18 protein-coding genes are annotated in these 18,451 nt (G+C 61.7%); 5 read left to right on the plus strand and 13 right to left on the minus strand.

Features of this window, described 5'->3' with window-relative positions; genetic code table 11:
• Positions 1-61: 61 nt before the first annotated feature.
• Positions 62-1,945 carry an ATP-dependent zinc metalloprotease FtsH gene (ftsH, locus tag RUW20_RS15850; RefSeq protein WP_313953190.1) on the minus strand — a complete coding sequence of 628 codons (1,884 nt, stop codon included), beginning with the start codon at positions 1,943-1,945 and terminating at the stop codon, positions 62-64.
• 119 nt (positions 1,946-2,064) lie between these two features.
• Entirely contained in the window at positions 2,065-2,685 is a 621-nt protein-coding gene (locus tag RUW20_RS15855) for an RlmE family RNA methyltransferase (protein WP_313953191.1), read from the minus strand.
• Positions 2,686-2,731: 46 nt separating this feature from the next.
• Here RUW20_RS15855 and RUW20_RS15860 point away from each other — a divergent pair, with 46 nt between their 5' ends.
• On the plus strand, positions 2,732-3,088 hold the full coding sequence (locus RUW20_RS15860; RefSeq protein WP_313953192.1) for a YhbY family RNA-binding protein: 357 nt from the start codon (positions 2,732-2,734) through the stop codon (positions 3,086-3,088).
• A 151-nt stretch (positions 3,089-3,239) separates the two neighbouring features.
• Here RUW20_RS15860 and RUW20_RS15865 read toward each other — a convergent pair whose 3' ends face one another.
• The 7 genes from RUW20_RS15865 to RUW20_RS15895 all read right to left on the minus strand — a co-directional run bounded on the left by RUW20_RS15865 (position 3,240) and on the right by RUW20_RS15895 (position 12,694).
• Positions 3,240-3,704 carry a DUF4149 domain-containing protein gene (locus tag RUW20_RS15865; RefSeq protein WP_313953193.1) on the minus strand — a complete coding sequence of 155 codons (465 nt, stop codon included), beginning with the start codon at positions 3,702-3,704 and terminating at the stop codon, positions 3,240-3,242.
• A gap of 8 nt (positions 3,705-3,712) precedes the next feature.
• Complete coding sequence (gene greA, locus RUW20_RS15870) at positions 3,713-4,189, minus strand: transcription elongation factor GreA (RefSeq protein WP_313953194.1); 477 nt, start codon at positions 4,187-4,189, stop codon at positions 3,713-3,715.
• Between the two features lie 68 nt (positions 4,190-4,257).
• Complete coding sequence (gene carB, locus RUW20_RS15875) at positions 4,258-7,464, minus strand: carbamoyl-phosphate synthase large subunit (RefSeq protein ID WP_313953195.1); 3,207 nt, start codon at positions 7,462-7,464, stop codon at positions 4,258-4,260.
• Positions 7,448-8,605 (minus strand): glutamine-hydrolyzing carbamoyl-phosphate synthase small subunit, encoded by a 1,158-nt coding sequence (gene carA, locus RUW20_RS15880; protein WP_313953196.1) that lies wholly within the window; start codon positions 8,603-8,605, stop codon positions 7,448-7,450. The genes carB and carA overlap by 17 nt, the downstream gene beginning before the upstream one ends.
• A 208-nt stretch (positions 8,606-8,813) precedes the next feature.
• Positions 8,814-11,366 (minus strand): response regulator, encoded by a 2,553-nt coding sequence (locus RUW20_RS15885; protein ID WP_313953197.1) that lies wholly within the window; start codon positions 11,364-11,366, stop codon positions 8,814-8,816.
• Between the two features lie 37 nt (positions 11,367-11,403).
• Positions 11,404-12,210, minus strand: coding sequence for a 4-hydroxy-tetrahydrodipicolinate reductase (gene dapB, locus RUW20_RS15890; protein ID WP_313953198.1), 807 nt, complete (start codon positions 12,208-12,210; stop codon positions 11,404-11,406).
• A 1-nt stretch (position 12,211) separates the two neighbouring features.
• Entirely contained in the window at positions 12,212-12,694 is a 483-nt protein-coding gene (locus RUW20_RS15895; RefSeq protein ID WP_313953199.1) for an outer membrane protein assembly factor BamE, read from the minus strand.
• A gap of 183 nt (positions 12,695-12,877) precedes the next feature.
• Here RUW20_RS15895 and fur point away from each other — a divergent pair, with 183 nt between their 5' ends.
• Positions 12,878-13,351 carry a ferric iron uptake transcriptional regulator gene (gene fur, locus RUW20_RS15900; RefSeq protein ID WP_313953200.1) on the plus strand — a complete coding sequence of 158 codons (474 nt, stop codon included), beginning with the start codon at positions 12,878-12,880 and terminating at the stop codon, positions 13,349-13,351.
• 99 nt (positions 13,352-13,450) lie between these two features.
• Here the strand turns inward: fur and RUW20_RS15905 are convergent, their stop codons facing one another.
• The gene (locus tag RUW20_RS15905) at positions 13,451-14,305 is read right to left on the minus strand and encodes a peptidoglycan DD-metalloendopeptidase family protein (RefSeq protein ID WP_313953201.1); all 855 of its coding nucleotides are present in this window, start codon (positions 14,303-14,305) and stop codon (positions 13,451-13,453) included.
• 171 nt (positions 14,306-14,476) lie between these two features.
• On the opposite strand from RUW20_RS15905, the gene RUW20_RS15910 reads away from it, so the two are divergent.
• From RUW20_RS15910 to RUW20_RS15920, 3 genes are all read left to right on the plus strand, one after another.
• Positions 14,477-15,523, plus strand: coding sequence for an inorganic phosphate transporter (locus RUW20_RS15910; RefSeq protein WP_313953202.1), 1,047 nt, complete (start codon positions 14,477-14,479; stop codon positions 15,521-15,523).
• 18 nt (positions 15,524-15,541) lie between these two features.
• Complete coding sequence (locus RUW20_RS15915) at positions 15,542-16,198, plus strand: DUF47 family protein (RefSeq protein WP_313953203.1); 657 nt, start codon at positions 15,542-15,544, stop codon at positions 16,196-16,198.
• A gap of 86 nt (positions 16,199-16,284) precedes the next feature.
• Positions 16,285-16,416: a hypothetical protein gene (locus RUW20_RS15920; RefSeq protein ID WP_313953204.1), complete on the plus strand. Its 132-nt coding sequence runs from the start codon at positions 16,285-16,287 to the stop codon at positions 16,414-16,416.
• Between the two features lie 194 nt (positions 16,417-16,610).
• On the opposite strand, the gene RUW20_RS15925 is transcribed toward RUW20_RS15920, so the two are convergent.
• The 3 genes from RUW20_RS15925 to RUW20_RS15935 all read right to left on the minus strand — a co-directional run bounded on the left by RUW20_RS15925 (position 16,611) and on the right by RUW20_RS15935 (position 18,218).
• Positions 16,611-17,093 (minus strand): hypothetical protein, encoded by a 483-nt coding sequence (locus tag RUW20_RS15925; protein WP_313953205.1) that lies wholly within the window; start codon positions 17,091-17,093, stop codon positions 16,611-16,613.
• A 133-nt stretch (positions 17,094-17,226) separates the two neighbouring features.
• A complete protein-coding gene (locus RUW20_RS15930; RefSeq protein ID WP_313953206.1) occupies positions 17,227-17,859 on the minus strand; it encodes an SCO family protein in 633 nt (210 codons plus the stop codon).
• Positions 17,856-18,218, minus strand: a complete 363-nt coding sequence (locus RUW20_RS15935; protein WP_313953207.1) for a hypothetical protein — start codon at positions 18,216-18,218, stop codon at positions 17,856-17,858. Before RUW20_RS15935 ends, RUW20_RS15930 begins: the two co-directional genes overlap by 4 nt.
• Positions 18,219-18,451: the final 233 nt, after the last annotated feature.

An 18,451-nucleotide genomic window follows, 5' to 3' on the forward strand; every position in this document is an offset into this window, starting at 1 on the left:
CCTCGAGGTGGCTGGACGAACGCGCAAGCGGGGGTGGTCAGCCGAGGTGTGGTTAGGCCAATCAGGCTGGCGCCGGCGCACTGGGCGCAGCATCGGGCGTGTTGTTGTCCGGCGCACTCGCCGCTTTCACCTGAGGCTGCTTGGGTGGGCGCGGCGGCTTGCCGTTCATGATGTCGTCGATCTGGTCGCTGTCGATGGTCTCGAGTTCGAGCAGTGCCGCGGCCATCGCCTCGACCTTGTCGCGATTATCTTCGAGCAGTCTGCGCGCCAGGGCGTACTGCTCGTCGATGATCCGGCGGATTTCGCCGTCGACTTTCTCCATCGTCGCTTCGGACATATTCTTGTGCGTCGTCACCGAGCGCCCGAGGAAGACTTCGCCCTCGTTCTCGCCATAGACCATGGGACCCAGCGCATCCGACATGCCGTAGCGGGTGACCATGTCACGCGCCATCTGGGTCGCTCGCTCGAAGTCATTGGAAGCCCCGGTGGTCATCTGGTCCATGAATAACTCTTCGGCGACGCGACCGCCGAAGAGGACGGCTATTCGACTCATCAGATAGACGCGGTCGTAGGCGTAGCGATCCTCTACCGGTAGTTGCATGGTCAGGCCGAGCGCTCGCCCGCGCGGGATGATGGTGACCTTGTGCACCGGATCGGATTTCGGCATCAGCTTGGCAACCACCGCATGTCCAGACTCATGGTAGGCGGTGTTGCGCTTCTCGTCTTCGTTCATGACCATGCTGCGGCGCTCGGCACCCATCATGATCTTGTCCTTGGCTTTTTCGAAGTCTTCCATGTCGACCAGGCGCTTGTTGCCCCGGGCAGCGAACAGCGCCGCCTCGTTCACCAGATTGGCCAGATCAGCGCCGGAGAATCCGGGCGTGCCGCGGGCGATGATGTCGGCCTTGACGTCGGGCGACAGGGGCACCTTGCGCATGTGGACCATCAGAATTTGCTCACGACCGCGGATATCGGGCAGCGGCACGACCACTTGTCGGTCGAAACGGCCCGGACGCATCAGCGCCGGGTCGAGCACGTCGGGACGGTTGGTGGCGGCGATCACGATCACCCCGACGCTGGCTTCAAAGCCGTCCATCTCGACCAGCATCTGGTTCAGGGTCTGTTCGCGTTCGTCATTGCCGCCGCCAAGGCCGGCACCGCGTTGACGGCCAACGGCATCCAGCTCATCAATGAAGATGATGCACGGGGCATGCTTTTTGGCGTTTTCGAACATGTCACGGACGCGTGCCGCACCCACACCGACGAACATCTCGACGAAATCAGAGCCGGAGATGGAAAAGAAAGGAACCTTGGCTTCGCCGGCGATCGCTTTCGCCAGCAGCGTCTTGCCGGTACCCGGATTGCCCACCAGGAGCACGCCCTTCGGGATCCGGCCACCGAGTTTCTGGAACTTCGATGGGTCGCGCAGGAAGTCCACCAGTTCGGAGACTTCTTCCTTTGCCTCGTCGCAACCGGCCACATCGGCAAAGGTGATGGTATTCGTCGATTCGTCGAGCAATCGCGCTTTGCTCTTGCCAAAGGAAAAAGCGCCGCCGCGGCCGCCGCCCTGCATCTGGCGCATGAAGAAGATCCACACGCCGATCAACAGCAGCATCGGGAACCAGCTGACGAAGATGCTCATCAGGAACGATTGTTCTTCCTCGGGCTTGGCCTCGATCTTGACGCCGTATTTCAGCAGATCGGAGACCATCCACAGGTCAGGAGGCGCGTAGCTGGTCAGCTTGCGGCCATCGGTGGTCGTCGCCTTGAGCACGCGGCCCTCGATCACCACCTTGGCGATTGTTCCCTTGCCTACTTCGTCGATGAACTGCGAATACTCCATCGTCGATTGGGCCACCTGACGCGTATTGAACTGGTTGAAGACAGTCATCAAGACCAGACCGATAACCAGCCAGACCGCCAGATTCTTGAACATGTTATTCAATGCTTTACCTCTTCTACGTTGCCCGGCCGAGGATGCCGCCGGAAGTCCTGCTTTTCCATGAACTGAACATTGTAAACCGATTCGTGCCTACTGCAGCAAAGACGATGTCGGCCGTACTCTTAAGTTTTCAAGGTCTTGCCCAACAGGTAAACTTCCGGGCTTCGATCTCGTGAAGCATCCGGCTTTCTGGAGGCAACCGTCTTGAAGATTCTGCGCATTTCCTGCAGGAAATCAGTGAAGCCATGTCCCTGAAAAAGTTTGACCAGAAAGGCGCCTTCAGGTTTCAGCCAGTTGCGCGCAAAGTCCAGACTCAACTCCGCGAGATGCATCACTCTGGCCTGGTCGCAAACGGAGATACCCGAGATATTGGGGGACATGTCGGAAAGAACAAGCCCCACCCGGTCACCGCCAAGCAGAGCTTCCAGTTGCTGCAGGACTTCCTGCTCGCGAAAGTCACCTTGGACAAAGGTGACTCCCCGGACAGGCGTCATGTCGAGCAGATCGACGGCAATCACGCGACTTTTTCCCTGCATCCGTTGGGCGGCCACCTGCGACCAGCCACCGGGAGCCGCTCCCAGGTCGACGATCACCTCGCCGGGGCGAATCAGATGATCCTTGTCGTCGATCTCGATCAATTTGTACGCCGCACGCGAGCGATAGCCTGCGGCTCGTGCTTGTTGCACGTAGGCATCGTTAACATGCTCGTTCAGCCACGCGCTGCTCGATCTGCTGCGATTCATTGGTCGAAACCCGCTAGAATGCGTTGCTCAATAAAAGGTGTCCTGCATGCTCAATCTCAGCTCCGACGAGCGCCGCGCCCTGCGCGCCCGTGCGCATTCCCTGCATCCGGTGGTTTCGATAAGCCAGAGCGGCCTCTCGGAATCCGTCGTCAGGGAGGTCGACGCCAATCTCGCCAGTCACGAACTGATCAAAATCCGTGTCTATAACGACGACCGGCAGGTTCGTGATCAGTTTCTCGCCACGCTTTGCGAATTGCTGTCGGCGGCACCGGTTCAGCATATCGGCAAGCTGCTGGTGCTCTGGCGCCCGAAACCAGACGATCCGGCCGCCGCCGCCCGATCTCGTCCGCGACGCACTGAGCCGCGTCGTAGCAAGCGCAGTTTCCAGGGAGGCTCGGACTGAGACCGATGCCCGGCGGAATCTGAGCGAGACCGATCGCGCACGGGCGCTGCAGGCTGCCAGGTGGCTGCCCGCCACGCACGCCCTGTGGTTGCTGGCCAACTGGCAAGCGCGGCAAGTGCGGGTCGCTCGCTTCTTCAGCCCGGCACATCGCTTACCTCGCAGCGCGCCGGAAGCTGGTTACCAGCAGCAGCCCCAACAGGCTCTGTACGAGGTAGAGGATGCCCGACACCCCATGCCAGGTGGCGAAGCGCCCGCGCAACACGCTCTCCATCACTTCTCGCGGCAGGGCGTCGGCCTTCAGTTGGGCCAACAGCGGCTGGATGCCGAACAGACTGACCGCGGTCAGCGCCAGCATGGCCACCACCAGCCAGAAGTTCCAGCGTCGCAGTGCGCCCGTGCCGATGCGCAGGAGCAGGAAGAGCAACAGGTACGACCCGCAGGCCAGTCCCACCCAACCGATCGCTGCGAACAGCTTGCCGGCGAGCGCGCCAGCGAGCTGGCGGTCGCTGCCCAGCGTGCTGAACAGGATCGGGGCGACGAGACCGCCGACCGCCCACAGGCCGCCAACCCAAAGAGTCAGCGCTACGTCGTACAGCGCATCGGCGAGACGTCGCACGGCAAGCCTTATTCGTAGCGTACGGCAATGACTTCGTACTCGCGAACGCCGCCGGGTGCTTGCACCTCGGCGATATCGCCAGCGAACTTGCCGATCAGCGCACGCGCGATCGGCGAGTTGATCGAGATCTTGCCGGCCTTGATATCGGCTTCATCCTCACCGACGATCTGATAGCAGACACGGGCGCCGGATTCCTGATCGTCGAGGTCGAGCGTGGCGCCGAAAACGCAGCGCCCGTCGGCATCGAGCAGTTTCGGGTCGATGATCTGGGCGTTTGCGAGCTTGCCCTCGACTTCCTGGATGCGGCCTTCGACGAAGCCTTGCCTTTCCTTGGCCGCGTCGTATTCGGCGTTCTCCGAGAGATCGCCGTGTGAACGCGCTTCGGCAATCGCCGCGATGGTCCGCGGACGCTCGACGGTCTTCAGCTGGTGGAGTTCGGCGCCAAGTTTCTCGGCGCCTTTTACGGTCAACGGTGTCTTGTTCATTTTTTCGCTCCCAACGAAAAACCGTCGGCACCCGGCAGGCGGGCGATGCCGACGGTCGTATGGGTAAATTAACTCAGTTGTGTGTGCAATTCCTGTATCGAATAGACGACCAGTGCGCCACGATTCTTGATCCCCGCCGTCGCCGCTTCCGCACCCCAGATGGTGGTATAAATCGGTACCCGCGCAGCCAGCCCAGAGGTGCGGATCGAGCGAGAATCGTTGATCGCCGTGCGTTTTTCATCGACGGTGTTGATGATCAGCACGATCTCGTTGTTCTTGATCATGTCGACCACGTGCGGGCGTCCTTCGGTGACCTTGTTCACCGGCGTCACCTCGATGTTCGCCGCGGCGATGGCTGCCGCTGTACCACGCGTTGCCAGGAGCGTGAAACCAGCCGCCCGCAGGTCGCGAGCGATGGCCACTACTTGTGGCTTGTCCGACTCCTTGACGCTGACAAAGACCTGGCCGGCACTGGGTAGGCGCACGCTGGCCGCGGTCTGGCTCTTGACGAAAGCCTCGGCAAAACTGACCCCGACACCCATCACCTCGCCGGTCGATTTCATTTCCGGGCCGAGAATGGTGTCCACGCCGCGGAATTTGACGAACGGGAAAACTGCCTCCTTGACCGAAAAGTAACTCGGCACCACTTCCTTGGTCACACCCTGGCTGGCCAGCGACTGGCCGGCCATGCAGCGCGCCGCGATCTTTGCCAGTTGCAGGCCGGTTGCCTTGGAGACAAAGGGTACGGTGCGCGATGCGCGCGGGTTGACCTCCAGCACGAAAACCACGTCGTTCTGGATGGCGAACTGGACGTTCATCAGGCCGCAGACATTCAGCCCCTTGGCCATCAGTCGGGTCTGTCGGCGCATTTCGTCCTGCAACTCGGCCGACAGTGAATGCGGCGGCAGCGAGCACGCCGAATCACCGGAGTGCACCCCGGCCTGTTCAATGTGCTCCATGACCCCACCGATCAGTACCTCGTCGCCATCGGAGATGGCATCGACGTCCACTTCGCAGGCGTCGTTGAGGAAACGGTCGAGGAGCACCGGCGAGTCATTCGAGACCTTGACCGCTTCGCGCATGTAGCGCTCGAGATCGCGCGGCTCGTGGACGATTTCCATCGCCCGGCCACCCAGCACGTAGGACGGACGAACGACCAGCGGATAGCCGATTTCGGCGGCCAGGCGCAAGGCATCCGGTTCGGTACGAGCGGTGCGGTTTGCCGGTTGCTTGAGCCCCAGATTCTGCAGCAGTTTCTGGAATCGTTCGCGATCTTCCGCCGCATCGATCATGTCCGGACTGGTGCCAATGATCGGGACACCGTTGGCCTCCAGGTCGCGCGCCAGCTTCAGCGGCGTTTGGCCGCCGTACTGGACGATGACCCCGTGCGGTTTCTCCACAGCGACGATTTCCAGGACGTCTTCGAGCGTCACCGGCTCGAAGTAGAGGCGGTCGGAGGTGTCGTAGTCGGTGGATACGGTTTCCGGATTGCAGTTGACCATGATCGTCTCATAACCGTCTTCACGCATCGCGAGAGCGGCATGGACGCAGCAGTAGTCGAACTCTATCCCCTGACCGATCCGGTTCGGGCCGCCGCCGAGGACCATGATCTTCTTCCGGTCGGTGGGATTCGACTCGCACTCTTCCTCGTAGGTCGAGTACATGTAGGCGGTATCGGTTGAAAATTCGGCGGCACAGGTGTCTACGCGCTTGTAGACCGGACGAATCCCCAGACTGTGGCGATGCTGGCGAACTGCCGTTTGTGTCGTTTTCATCAGCGTTGCCAGACGCTTGTCCGAGAATCCGGCGCGTTTCAGGTGCCACAGTTCGTCGCGCGACAGGGACTCGACCGGCCGGCCGCGGATCAGTTCGGCCTTCTTGTAGAGGTCCTCGATCTGTGCCAGGAACCACGGATCAATCGCCGTCAGTCGCTGAATTTCCTCGAGGCTCAGGCCGATGCGGAAGGCATCGGCGACATACCAGATACGTTCCGGGCGTGCTTCGCTTAGCGCGATCTCTATTTCCTCGCGGTCGGTAGTGATCTCGTCGAAGCCGTCGACGCCGATTTCCAGACCGCGCAAGGCCTTTTGCAGAGACTCCTGGAAAGTCCGCCCGATGGCCATCACTTCGCCGACCGATTTCATCTGGGTGGTCAGCCTTGAGTCGGCCTCGGGGAATTTCTCGAAGGCGAAACGCGGCACTTTGGTGACCACGTAGTCGATCGATGGTTCGAACGAAGCCGGGGTCTTGCCGCCGGTGATTTCGTTCGCCAGTTCGTCCAGCGTGTAGCCGACCGCCAGCTTGGCGGCGACCTTGGCGATCGGAAAACCGGTCGCTTTCGAGGCCAGGGCCGAAGAGCGCGATACGCGCGGGTTCATTTCGATGACGATCATCCGTCCGTCACGCGGGTTGATGGCGAACTGGACGTTTGAACCGCCGGTGTCGACGCCGATCTCGCGCAAAACCGCCACCGAGGCGTTGCGCATGATCTGGTATTCCTTGTCGGTCAGCGTTTGCGTCGGCGCAACGGTAATCGAGTCGCCGGTATGCACGCCCATCGGGTCGAGGTTCTCGATCGCGCAGACGATGATGCAATTGTCTTTGCGGTCGCGAACGACCTCCATCTCGAACTCTTTCCAGCCGATCATCGATTCCTCGATCAGCAGTTCCTTGGTCGGGCTGGCTTCCAGGCCGCGCTCGCAGATATCGACGAATTCCTCCTGGTTGTAGGCAATACCGCCCCCCGACCCGCCCATGGTGAACGAGGGCCGGATAATGGTCGGATAGCCGATCATTGCCTGAACCTGCAGCGCTTCTTCCATCGAGTGAGCCATCGCGGAACGAGCCGAATCGAGGCCGATGCTGGTCATTGCCACCTTGAACTTCTCCCGGTCCTCGGCCTTGTCGATAGCCTCCTTGCTGGCCCCGATCATCTCGACGCCAAACTTGTCGAGGACGCCATGCCGGGCCAGATCGAGGGCGCAGTTCAGCGCCGTCTGCCCACCCATGGTCGGTAGCAGCGCATCGGGTCGCTCCCGGCTGATGATCTTCTCGACGACCTTCCAGGTGATTGGCTCGATGTAGGTCACGTCGGCCATGTCCGGGTCGGTCATGATCGTCGCCGGGTTGGAGTTGACCAGGATGATCCGGTACCCTTCCTCGCGCAGCGCCTTGCAGGCTTGCGCGCCGGAGTAATCGAACTCGCAGGCCTGACCGATGACGATCGGACCGGCGCCGATGATAAGAATGCTCTTGATATCAGTGCGCTTGGGCATGTTGCGCCTTTTTGTCTTGCATCATCTGGACAAAGCGATCGAACAGGTGGGCGATGTCGTGCGGCCCCGGGCTGGCTTCCGGATGGCCCTGAAAGGAGAAAGCCGGCACGTCACTACGGGCAATACCTTGTAGGGAGCCGTCAAACAGTGAAACGTGCGTCGGCCGCAGCGTTGCCGGCAGCGTTTCGCCGTCCACCGCGAAGCCGTGGTTCTGGCTGGTAATCAGCACCTGCCCGGTACGAAGATCCTTGACCGGATGGTTGGCGCCGTGATGGCCGAACTTCATTTTCATCGTCCTGGCGCCTGAAGCCAGGGCCAGGAGCTGGTGACCCAGGCAGATGCCGAAGGTCGGCACGCCTTGGGCAAGTACCTCGGCGATGGCCTTGATGGCGTAGTCGCACGGTTCCGGATCGCCGGGGCCGTTGGACAGGAACACCCCGTCCGGCTGGTACCCGAGGACAGCGGCGGCAGGGGTTTGTGCCGGAACGACGGTCACCTTGCAGCCGCGGGCGACGAGCATCCGCAGGATGTTGTGCTTGACACCGAAATCGTAGGCGAGAACATGCAGTTGTGCCGCGGGAGCGGCTGGGGAACCTTGCAGGGTCCATTCCCCCGCCGTCCATTCGTAAGGCTCTGTGGCACTGACCACCTTGGCCAGATCCATTCCGGCGAGACCCGGGAACGCACGCGCCTCGGCGACCGCTTGCTCCTCATTCACCTCGATCGCCATGATGCAGCCCGCCTGGGCGCCTTTTTCCCGCAGCACGCGAGTGAGCTTGCGGGTATCGATACCGGCGATGGCGACGATGCCGTGTTTCTGCAGATAGGCCGGCAGCGTGTCTTGCAGGCGCCAGTTCTCGGCGCGAATCGGCAGGTCGCGGATGACCAGCCCGGCAGCATAATTGCCGCGCGATTCGAAATCCTCATCGTTGCAACCGACATTGCCGATGTGGGGGTAGGTGAGCGTGACGATCTGCCGGCAGTACGAAGGATCGGTAAGGATCTCCTGGTAGCCGGTCATCGCGGTATTGAACACCACCTCGCCACTGGTGCTGCCGCCGGCGCCGACGGCCTGGCCGCGGAAAACCGTTCCGTCGGCCAGTGCGAGAATCGCCGGCGGAAGAGTGGGTAACAAGGACACGAAAGACTCCTGTTGGATACTGCGGTTGAATGCGTCGCCGCTCCGGGCTGTAGATACGCAAGAGCGGGACAGGCGCGCAGCCCTCCCGCTCGGATCCTTGCAAGCCGACCAATTATACCGGAGCACACCTGTTCTTGGGCGATTTCACGCCACTATGGGGCGCGTTCTGACCTATGCGTCGCGACGCGGCGAGGGGTAATCGACCGCGTCAGGTGGGCCTCGCTTCGCGAATGAAACGGTCCATTTCCGGCTTCAGGCGATCCATTTCGCTGGCCAACGCATCGACGAGTTGCGCGCAATGCGTCCAGTCGACACTATTGTCGGCCGCGGGCTTGGCGGCATGTTCGATCTCGAGCGCGAGCCGGCGCGCCTTTTCGGCGTGAAAGATGGCGAGAAGGCTCTTCAGCGTGTGCGCGGCCATCGACAGCTGTGATGCTTGTCGGCCGTGCACACTGGACTGGATTCTGCCTAGATGCTGCTTCCATTCCGCGATCAGCATTCGCGCCATGGTCAGCAACAGATCTCTGTCACCCAAATCATGCGCCGCGGCCGCCAGATCGAGCGACGTGGCCGTAAGCGCGGCCTCCGGCGAAGACGGATCCTCATCACTGCCGTTTCCGGGATCCAGGCAGCGATCGATGGCCGCGTAGAGATCCTGTGGCCGGATCGGCTTGGCGACATAATCATTCATTCCCGCTTGCAGGCAACGTTCACGGTCTCCTTCCATGGCGTTGGCAGTCATGGCGATGATGGACACCGATTTGAACTCCTGAGAGACGACCCAGCTGCGGCGCATTTCACGGGCGCGAATCGACTCCGTCGCCTCGATACCGCCCATCACCGGCATCTGCATGTCCATCAGGATCAGGTCGAAGGTCTTTTGCTCGAACAGATCAACGGCTTCGGCACCGTTGTTGGCCAGGGTGACGCGGTAGCCACGTTTTTCCAGAAGGCGCCTGGCCAGCTCCTGATTGACCGGGTTGTCCTCGACCAGCAATGTGGCGATTGGACGGGAAGCCTCGATCGGGGTTGGTGTTTCGAAGTCGAACGCCGCCAGCATCGGCGTCCCGTCTTCGGATGCGCCCGAGACCAGTTTCAGCGCGGCCAGGACATCTTCTGGCGTCACCGGTTTGACCAGGTGGGTGCTGACGGCGAGGTCGCGCAAGCGACCAAGGTCCTGGCGCTGATGTTCGGTCGTCAGCAGCACGATCAGCTTCTCGGGGCAGGTGCCGGTTTGCCATGATTCGGCCAGAGCCAGCCCACCGGGAGGCGGCATCAAGGCGTCGACCAGCACGTAGTCGTAAGGGAAGCCGACGGACCGCGATTGCTCGATCGCCTGCAGTGCTGCCTGTGCATCACTGATCGCCGAGGGCTCAATGCCATATTCCGAAAGCATTTCCGCCAATTGAGCAGCGACGATGGGATGGTGTTCAAGCAGCAGGGCCCGCTGGCCCTTGAACTGTGTCACGACGGGTGGGGCGCTGGCGCTCGAGTCGATACCGAAGCGGCCGGTAAAATAGAACGAGGATCCGGTGCCTTCGACACTGTCGAGCCACAAGCGACCGTTCATCAGCTGCACCAGGTGCCGGCAGATCGCCAGCCCCAGGCCGGTGCCGCCGAAACGACGCGTCGTCGAATCGTCGGCTTGCGAAAATGCTTCGAATATTGCCCGTTGCCGGTCCACCGGGATGCCGATTCCGGAATCGCAGACGGCAAAGCGGAGGACTACCGATCCGGCAGCGCGTTCCTCGACCGACACCGACACTTCTATTTCGCCACGGTCGGTAAACTTGATCGCATTCCCGAGCAGATTGGCGAGCACCTGACGAAGCCGTACGGGATCGCCGATGACTCTGTTCGGGACATCCTGCGCCACCGAGACGATGACCTCCAACCCTTTCTTGTGGGCCATCACCGCTTGCGCGCGGGCCGCTTCGAAAACCAGGGGTGGCAACGAGAAGGGCAGTTCTTCAAAGTTCAGCTTGCCGGCTTCGATTTTGGAAAAATCAAGGATGTCGTTGACAATCGCCAGCAGGGACTCGGCCGAGGACTTGACGGTCTTCAGATAGTGTCGCTGCTCGTCGTCCAGTTGCGTATCCAGCGCCAGGTCGGTCATCCCGATGATGCCGTTCATCGGTGTCCGAATCTCGTGGCTCATGTTGGCCAGGAAAGTGCCACGGGAGCGGTTGGCGGCTTCCGCCGCTTCCTTGGCTAACAGGGCGTCCTCCTCGGCTTTCTTGAAGTCGGTAATGTCGCGCTGCAACAACAGGAGGCGCAAGGGCTCGCCGTGGCTGTCCCGGGCCACGATTCTTCCCTTGAGCAGCAGCCACTTCCAGTTGCCCGCTTTGGTCCGTAGGCGACAGGTGGTTTGAAAGATCGGGGTTCTTCCCTGCGCATGCCTGGCTACGGCCGCATCGAAAGCCTTCAGGTCATCGGGGACAGCCAGGCTCCGCCAGGTGGCGATGCTGTCGGCCAGATCATCCTTGTGATAGCCGAGCAGGGTCTTCCAGCGGCGGCCGGCGACTATCTTGCCGGCTTTCAGGTGCCAATCGGAAAAGGCGTCGCCCGACAGCGCGGTGTGCGCGCTACGCTCACTGATATATCCTTCAAGCAGGCTGTCGGCAGCCTCCAGCACCCGAGCGAAAGGGGCCTTGAGTTCCGGAGCCCGGCTGGCAAGCTCCATCAGTAGCTGATCGAGCCCCAGCTCTGCATCATTGCCGAGCACGCCCGCGAGCTTTCGAGTCAGTTGCGGCGTTTTCATTTCCTGAAATTAACGCTGTTGATGATTTGGCCGTGCTTCAGCGCAGACCGAGCACGTCCAGCATGTCGAACAGGCCAGTTTTTCTGCTGGCCAGGAAACGGGCGGCGCGCAGACTGCCCAGCGCGTACGGCATGCGACTGCTCGCCTTGTGGCCGATCTCGACGCGCTCGCCGAGCCCACAGAACATCACATTGTGGTCGCCTACGATGTCGCCTCCACGAACGGTCGCAAAGCCGATGGTCGACGGCAGGCGTTCCCCGGTGACCCCCTGGCGACCATAAATTGCGTCCTGCGCGAGGTCGCGGCCGAGTGCCTGGGCGACAACCTCGCCCATGCGCAAGGCAGTTCCGGAGGGTGCGTCGATCTTGTGTCGATGGTGCGCTTCGACGATCTCGACGTCGTAGCCATCGTCCATGATCCGGGAGGCCACCTCAAGCAGCTTGAAAACGACATTGACGCCAACGCTCATGTTCGGCGCGAAGACGACCGCAATATCTCGGGCGGCAGCGGCAATCGCTGCCTTGCCAGCGGCATCGAATCCGGTGGTCCCGATGACAATTCCCGTTCCATGTTTTCGGCATAACTCCAGGTGCGCAAGAGTGCCTTCCGGCCGGGTAAAGTCGATCAGGCATGTAGCCTGCGCAATCCCCGTCTCGCAATCGCTGCTGACGGCAACGCCGCAAGGCGTACCGACCAGCTCGCCGGCGTCCTTGCCCAGCACTTGCGCCTCGGGGTGGTCGATCGCTGCCGCCAGCGTCGCTTCGGCATCGTTCAGCGTTGCTTCGATAAGCGTTCGCCCCATGCGGCCACCAGCGCCGGTTATCGCAATCCTCAATAGGTTCATTTCACAGCCCCACGCTTTCCAGCATCTTGCTAAACAGCCCCGGCTCGTCTGGTGGCGGCAACTCGGTACTGCCGTCGGCCGGCAGCGAGCCAAGATCGATTTCCCGGAGCCGCGTTTCCGGAACAGCCTCGGCGTCCGCCGGCCCGGCGGCGACAACGTCGCCGGTAACCCGGACCAGCTTGCCGTCGGTGTCAAAAAAAGCCGAAAACCGGCGTGTCTCAGCCGTCCGTGAATTGCCCTTCTTGAACCAATAGAAGTAATCCCAGCGGTTGGCGTGAAACATGTCTACCAGCACCGGCGTACCGAGAATGAAGCGCACTTGGTCCTTGGTCAGCCCGGGACGCAACTGCGCAACCATCTCTTGAGTGAGAACGTTTCCCTGCTGGACATCGATCCGGTACTCGGTGACGATATGCGGTACCGATGAACAAGCGGAAAGGGTGCAAAGAACAAGAATGCCGGTGGCGAATCGCGGGAGGATCATGATCGGGTCGGGTCGTGGTGAGTGATCAAACAAGTGAGCGTCGGCAAGCGGCGAAGCCGCTGACTGCAGCCGGATCAATGGTTGAGCCGACGGAATAGTTACGCCAGCTGATCACTACTGCAGTCGACGGTATATCATAACTGAAAACTCCCCTCTCCCTTCGCGGCCGATCAAGGTAAGCAAATGAGCAACTCCGACAATCTAAAGAGTATGGGGCTGAAAGCGACCCTCCCACGCCTCAAGATCCTCGCTTTGTTCGAGAAGACGGAGGTGCGTCATCTTACGGCAGAAGATGTCTATCGGCTGTTGCTGGCCGAGAATCTGGACGTTGGCTTGGCGACTGTCTACCGTGTGCTGACCCAGTTCGAACAGGCGGGACTCCTTGAGCGCCACTATTTCGAATCGGGCAAGGCTGTTTTCGAATTGAGTGCCGGGCAGCACCACGATCATCTGGTGTGCATCGACTGCGGTCGCGTCGAGGAGTTTTACGACGCCGAGATCGAGCGCCGGCAAACAAAGATCGCCAGGGAGCGCGGCTTCATCATTCGCGAGCACGCCCTCTATCTCTACGCCGAATGCACCAAGCAGGACTGCCCACATCGCGCCGCTGCGGCCCGCAATCCGGGCGAGCGCAGCAAAACCCAGCTCGCCGATTAAACAGACGCGCTGTCGTGGTCGCGGGTGATGCCCGGCGGTCGACCGAGCCCGGTCTGCCGGTGCGCGCGGGCGGCCCGGCGCCAACCGTGAGCACGCGCGTCAGTTGCTCCTGGTGGAGCTGCCGACAAACAGTTCGGGGTTCACCATCGCGCCGTTGAGAATGACGCTCCAGTGCAGATGGGGGCCGGTCGCGCGGCCGGTCATGCCAGCGAGTCCGAGGCGCTGACCCTTGCCGATCGCCTGGCCAGGCTGAACGTTGGTCTGGTCAAGGTGGCAGTACATGCTGATCAGGCCGTTGCCGTGGTCGACAAACACCGTCTTGCCATTGAAGAAATAGTCATCGACCGCGAGTACGGTGCCATCGGCGGGGGCCGTCACCGGCGCTCCGCGCGCTACGGCGATGTCGAAGCCGGCGTGCGGTGAGCGTGGCTCGCCGTTGAAAAAGCGGCGCACGCCAAAGCGTCCGGTGAGCCGTCCCTGCGCTGGCAGAACGAAGGCGGTGTCGGTGCCCGCGGTTTCTCGCCAATGCTGCTTCAGGCGCCGGATGGCCTCGATCTCGGCTTCGACGCGCGCCAGGTCACTGGCCGAGAGTTGCACCTTGCTGCTGTCCTTCATCGTAATCCGCTGTTCCGGATAGGTCTTCGCGTCGACCTTGAAAGGGACGGCCTGTGTCTCTCCCACCACCTCCACGCGTAGTTCGTGCATGCCCGGAGAAGCGTCCAGGGCCAGGCCGACGACCGCGACCCACTGCCCTCCCTCGCTAGCGACCAGCACCTGCTGTTCGCCGAGCCATGCGCGTGGTTGGCGGCTGCCGGGCACCACCGGGCCGAGGAAAATCAGAGCCACGCCGCCCGGGATGCTGGCCGCTTTCGGTAAGGCGGCATGGGCCGGCGACGGCGTGAGCAGGCTGAGCAGAGCCGCCGCGCACAAACAGCCGAACAGACGCTTCTTCATGGCAGCGCTCTCATTGTTGCTCCGATTGTTCTGGCGCACGATTTCTCCTCTGTAATGGTATTTTGCGCCGCAGATGCGAACGCAATGTGTACAAAATAAAAATTTCATGCATAATCCGCCAACTTTTTACAAGTAATGGCCCACAGAGGCCTTTTCACAGGAAGGGTGCGTATGGATACTTTGTTCTGGATGGCTGTGGCGACGGTGGTGGTCGTGCTGATTTTCGACTACACCAACGGCTTTCATGATGCGGCGAACATCGTCGCCACGGTTATCGCCTCGCGGGCGATGACACCGGTGCAGGCAGTTCTGATCGTCGGCTTCTTCGAGTTCATGGGACCTTTGCTCGGCGGAACGGCGGTGGCCAACACCATCGGCAAGTTTGTCGATCTGAATGATGTAGACCCGCAGCTTGCCGTATTGATCATGTTCTGCGGCTTGCTGGGTGCCATCGTCTGGAACTTGGCGACCTGGTGGCTGGGCATTCCGTCGTCGTCGTCGCATGCTCTGGTCGGTGGCCTCGCCGGCGCGGTGGTGGCGGCGGTCGGCTCTTCGCACGTGATCTGGGGCTTTCACGAGCTGATGACCGCCGGCAAACTGACCGGTGTGATGAAGGTTCTGCTGGCGCTGTTTCTCTCGCCACTGCTCGGTTTTTGGGTCGGTTTCGGGATTCACCGTCTCGGCCGTCGCCTGCTGGCTGGTGCCAAGCCGACCGCCAACGCCACCCTGCGCAAGATGCAGTTCGTGACTGCTGCCGGCCTGGCTTTCTCGCACGGCGCCAACGACGCGCAGAAGAGCATGGGCATGCTCACCCTGGTGCTGCTCCTGGGCGATTTCATCCCCACCTTCGAAGTGCCGTTCTGGGTGATTCTCGCCTGCGCAACAGCGATCACCCTGGGCATCATGTCCGGCGGTTGGCGCATCGTACGCACCCTGGGTTTTGCCATCTACCGGGTGCGGCCGCTGCATGCTTTTGATTCGCAGCTCACTTCGGCGCTGTTGATCTTTACCGCTTCTGTCATCGGGGCGCCGGTGTCGACCACGCACGTGGTCGCCACCTCGATCATGGGTATCGGCTATTCCGAGCGCCCGCGCGCTGTCCGCTGGAAGAAGGCGAAGGACATCGCCAAGACCTGGGTGATCACCATCCCGGCCTCGGCGCTCACTGCAATCGTTATTTACGCCATTACCAGAATCATGCTTGGCCAGACCACCTGAAACCTGAGGAGATAAACCATGGAAGATAATCAAAGCACCGCCGCCAACAAGCCAATTTTCCGCCGTCTGTACGAGCGCGTGTTCCCGACCGTCGCCGACTTCTTCGGCATGCTCGCCGAACAGAGCGCCAATGCTGCGGAAACCACTCGTCTGCTGGTCGAGTTCATGGAAACCGGCGATGTGGCGGTCAGTCAGAAGGTTCGCGCCGACGAGCACCAGGCCGACCGCATGAAGGCCACCAACCTCGGTGTCCTCGCCGAAGCCTTTTCGACGCCGATCGACCGCGAAGACATCCACCGCGCGATCATGACCCTCGACGACATTGTCAACTACTGCAAGTCCACCGTGGTCGAGATGGACGTGCTGGGGCTGCAACCCGACAAGTTCAGCCTGGAAATGGCGCTGCACCTGCGTGAAGGCACCGATGCGCTGGCCCGGGGATTTAGCCGCCTGGCAAGCGACCCGGCAGCCTCCGGCGTCGACGCTGCCGCGGCCCGGAAAGCCGAACGCACGGTCGAGAAAGCCTATCGGCGGGCGATTGTCGAGCTTTTCCAGGGCGACGATTACCTCAACATGTTCAAGCGGCGCGAAACCTATCGCCACATGTCCAACGCCGGTGACCGGGTAGCCGACGCCGCGAATGCGCTGGACGATATCGTGGTCAAGCTGTGCTGAAAACCACTCCCTCGATTGGGGTTGAATTGCGGCGCAATTGGGCCTAGATTGGTCTGGCCAATGTCGGCAGTCACAAGGAGATGCCTATGAGGAAGCTGACCGCCGGCCTGATGGCCTTGGCGCTGGCGCTATCAAGTGCAACGGCTGTCGCCTGCTCGGCTGATCAGGCCAAGGATGGCCAGGCTGAAATGAGCACTCCGGCCAAACCCAAGACCTGACTGGTCGGGTCCCGTAACACGCGCGGCGCGTACCTCCGGTACGCGCCGCGTTGCTTTTTGAGCGCTGGCGCCGAAGTTGTCGTTCGCGTTGTGGCCAATGACGACGGCTGTCGCGGTGCTCTGGTCGCGCTGCCCGGTGTTCGCCGGGGTTGTCCTGGTCGGCACATGTGAACGTCTCGCGGTCACCCGCCATTTCACTGGCAGCTTGCCTTGCACGCGGTTGCGCCAACAGTGCAGTTGCCATCGCCTTCGACCTGGCATGCCTGATGTGAGCGGTAGGTGAAGGTGATTTCTTCGCCATAGCTGCAAGCCAGCAGGCCCATCGTGCCGCGCTTGGTAAAGGCGATCCGCGACGCACGCGCAGCCTTTACCTGCTCGGTGGCCAAAGCGCACGAGAGGTAGGCGGTGAAGGTGCCGTCGGCGGATTCCCACTGGGCAATGTTCTTGAGCTTCCGGTATTCCTGGTAGTCGGTGCACACGGCGGCATCTTGCTGGTACATACGCCTGTTGTCGCTGCAGTAACCGTTAAAGGTGTATTGCAGTTCGGCTTCTGACGGGCAGCTGCCAACCTGTACCGCTTGGCGGAGATCGGGGCAGGACAGCGTATCGGCTGCGCTCGCCGAGACTGCCGGCGCGAGTGCCAGGACGAGGGCGAGGGCGATCGAAGTTGATTTCATGGCGTCGTTCTCCGAAGGATGGTGGGAAAGGATTAGCTGCCGCTCAGCACACTGCTGGACAAGGAGGCGCACCTGCGCTGGCCTGCTGATGGTTTGGCCCATGCACGGAAGCGTGCGCTTGCCGGGGGAATGGCTACTCGCCGATCGCCGACAAGCGTCGGCTGGCTGGCCGGAAGCTGGTATTGGCCATCAGCTCGCGAATCCACTCGGCGATCTCCGCCGGTGGCACGGCATAGGCAAACTTGCGCAGATAGCGGCCATTGGGTCCGAGCAGAAACATACCGGCGGAGTGGTCGACGGCGTAGTGTTCTGGTGGCGCACCCGGTTCTTGCACCTTCTCGTAGCGCACCTTGAAGCCGTCGGCAGCTCTCTGCAAGAGCATCGAGGAGCCCGTCAGGGCAATGATCCGCGGGTCGAAGAGGGCGACGTAGGCGCGCAGCACGGTCGCGGTGTCACGCTCCGGATCGACGGTGACAAACAGCGCCTGCAGGTGGTCGGCGTCCTTGCCGAGGCTGCTCATGACCACCGCCATTTCGGCGAGTGTCGTCGGGCAGACGTCGGGGCAGGAGGTATAGCCAAAGGTCAGCAGCTGGAATTGCCCAGGGAAGTCTTCATTGCTTACCGCGCGGCCATTGGCGTCCATCAGCAGGTAGCGGCCGGTGATCGGCGCCTTGGCGGTGGTCACCGATTCTTCCACCTGAGCTTCAGCAGCCAGGGGTGGTACGGCGAGACAGGCGGTGAGCAGCCCGAGGAGCAGAGCTTTCACCTGCCTGTGTCTTGCGGCGTTGCTACTTGCGGCACGGGCAGGGCAGTCTGCAAGCGTCGCGACAAACTTTGCAGTCGAGCGGCGAAATCAGCGGCCGTCGGGCAGACTTGCTGACCCTTGCCCTGGCTGAGGAAGGCGGCATTGGTTTGCTCTTCGAAGATCTCGCCGTAGCGGCGAGTCTTTGGCGCGTGCTGGATGACCAGCGTTTTCGCCTCGGCTACGGCGCCCGTCTGGCCGCAGGCCAGGGCTTGGCCGTTCAGTTGCCCGAGATCGCCGATGATGGCGAGCCCGGCCTCGGTGTCGGCCGCAGCCGGCCCGGCGAGACAGATCAGGGCGGCGACCAGTGCCAAGTGTTTCATCAGGGTTCCATCGGTGAAGGGCGTTTGATTATAGGGGTTCGCGCCAGCGCAATCGTTGATGGCGCTCAAAAATGGAGCGCGCTGAGCGACCACCTGCCGACTATTCCTTGCGCCACGAGCAGCGCTGGGTGATGCAGTGGCGAGTGGCGAGTGGCGAGTGGCGAGTGGTGGAGTGGTGGAGTGGTGGAGTGGTGGAGTGGTGGAGTGGTGTAGTGGTGTACACTGCGCAGCGT

It is taken from the genome of Accumulibacter sp. (genome assembly GCF_032229525.1).
Taxonomy (GTDB): domain Bacteria; phylum Pseudomonadota; class Gammaproteobacteria; order Burkholderiales; family Rhodocyclaceae; genus Accumulibacter.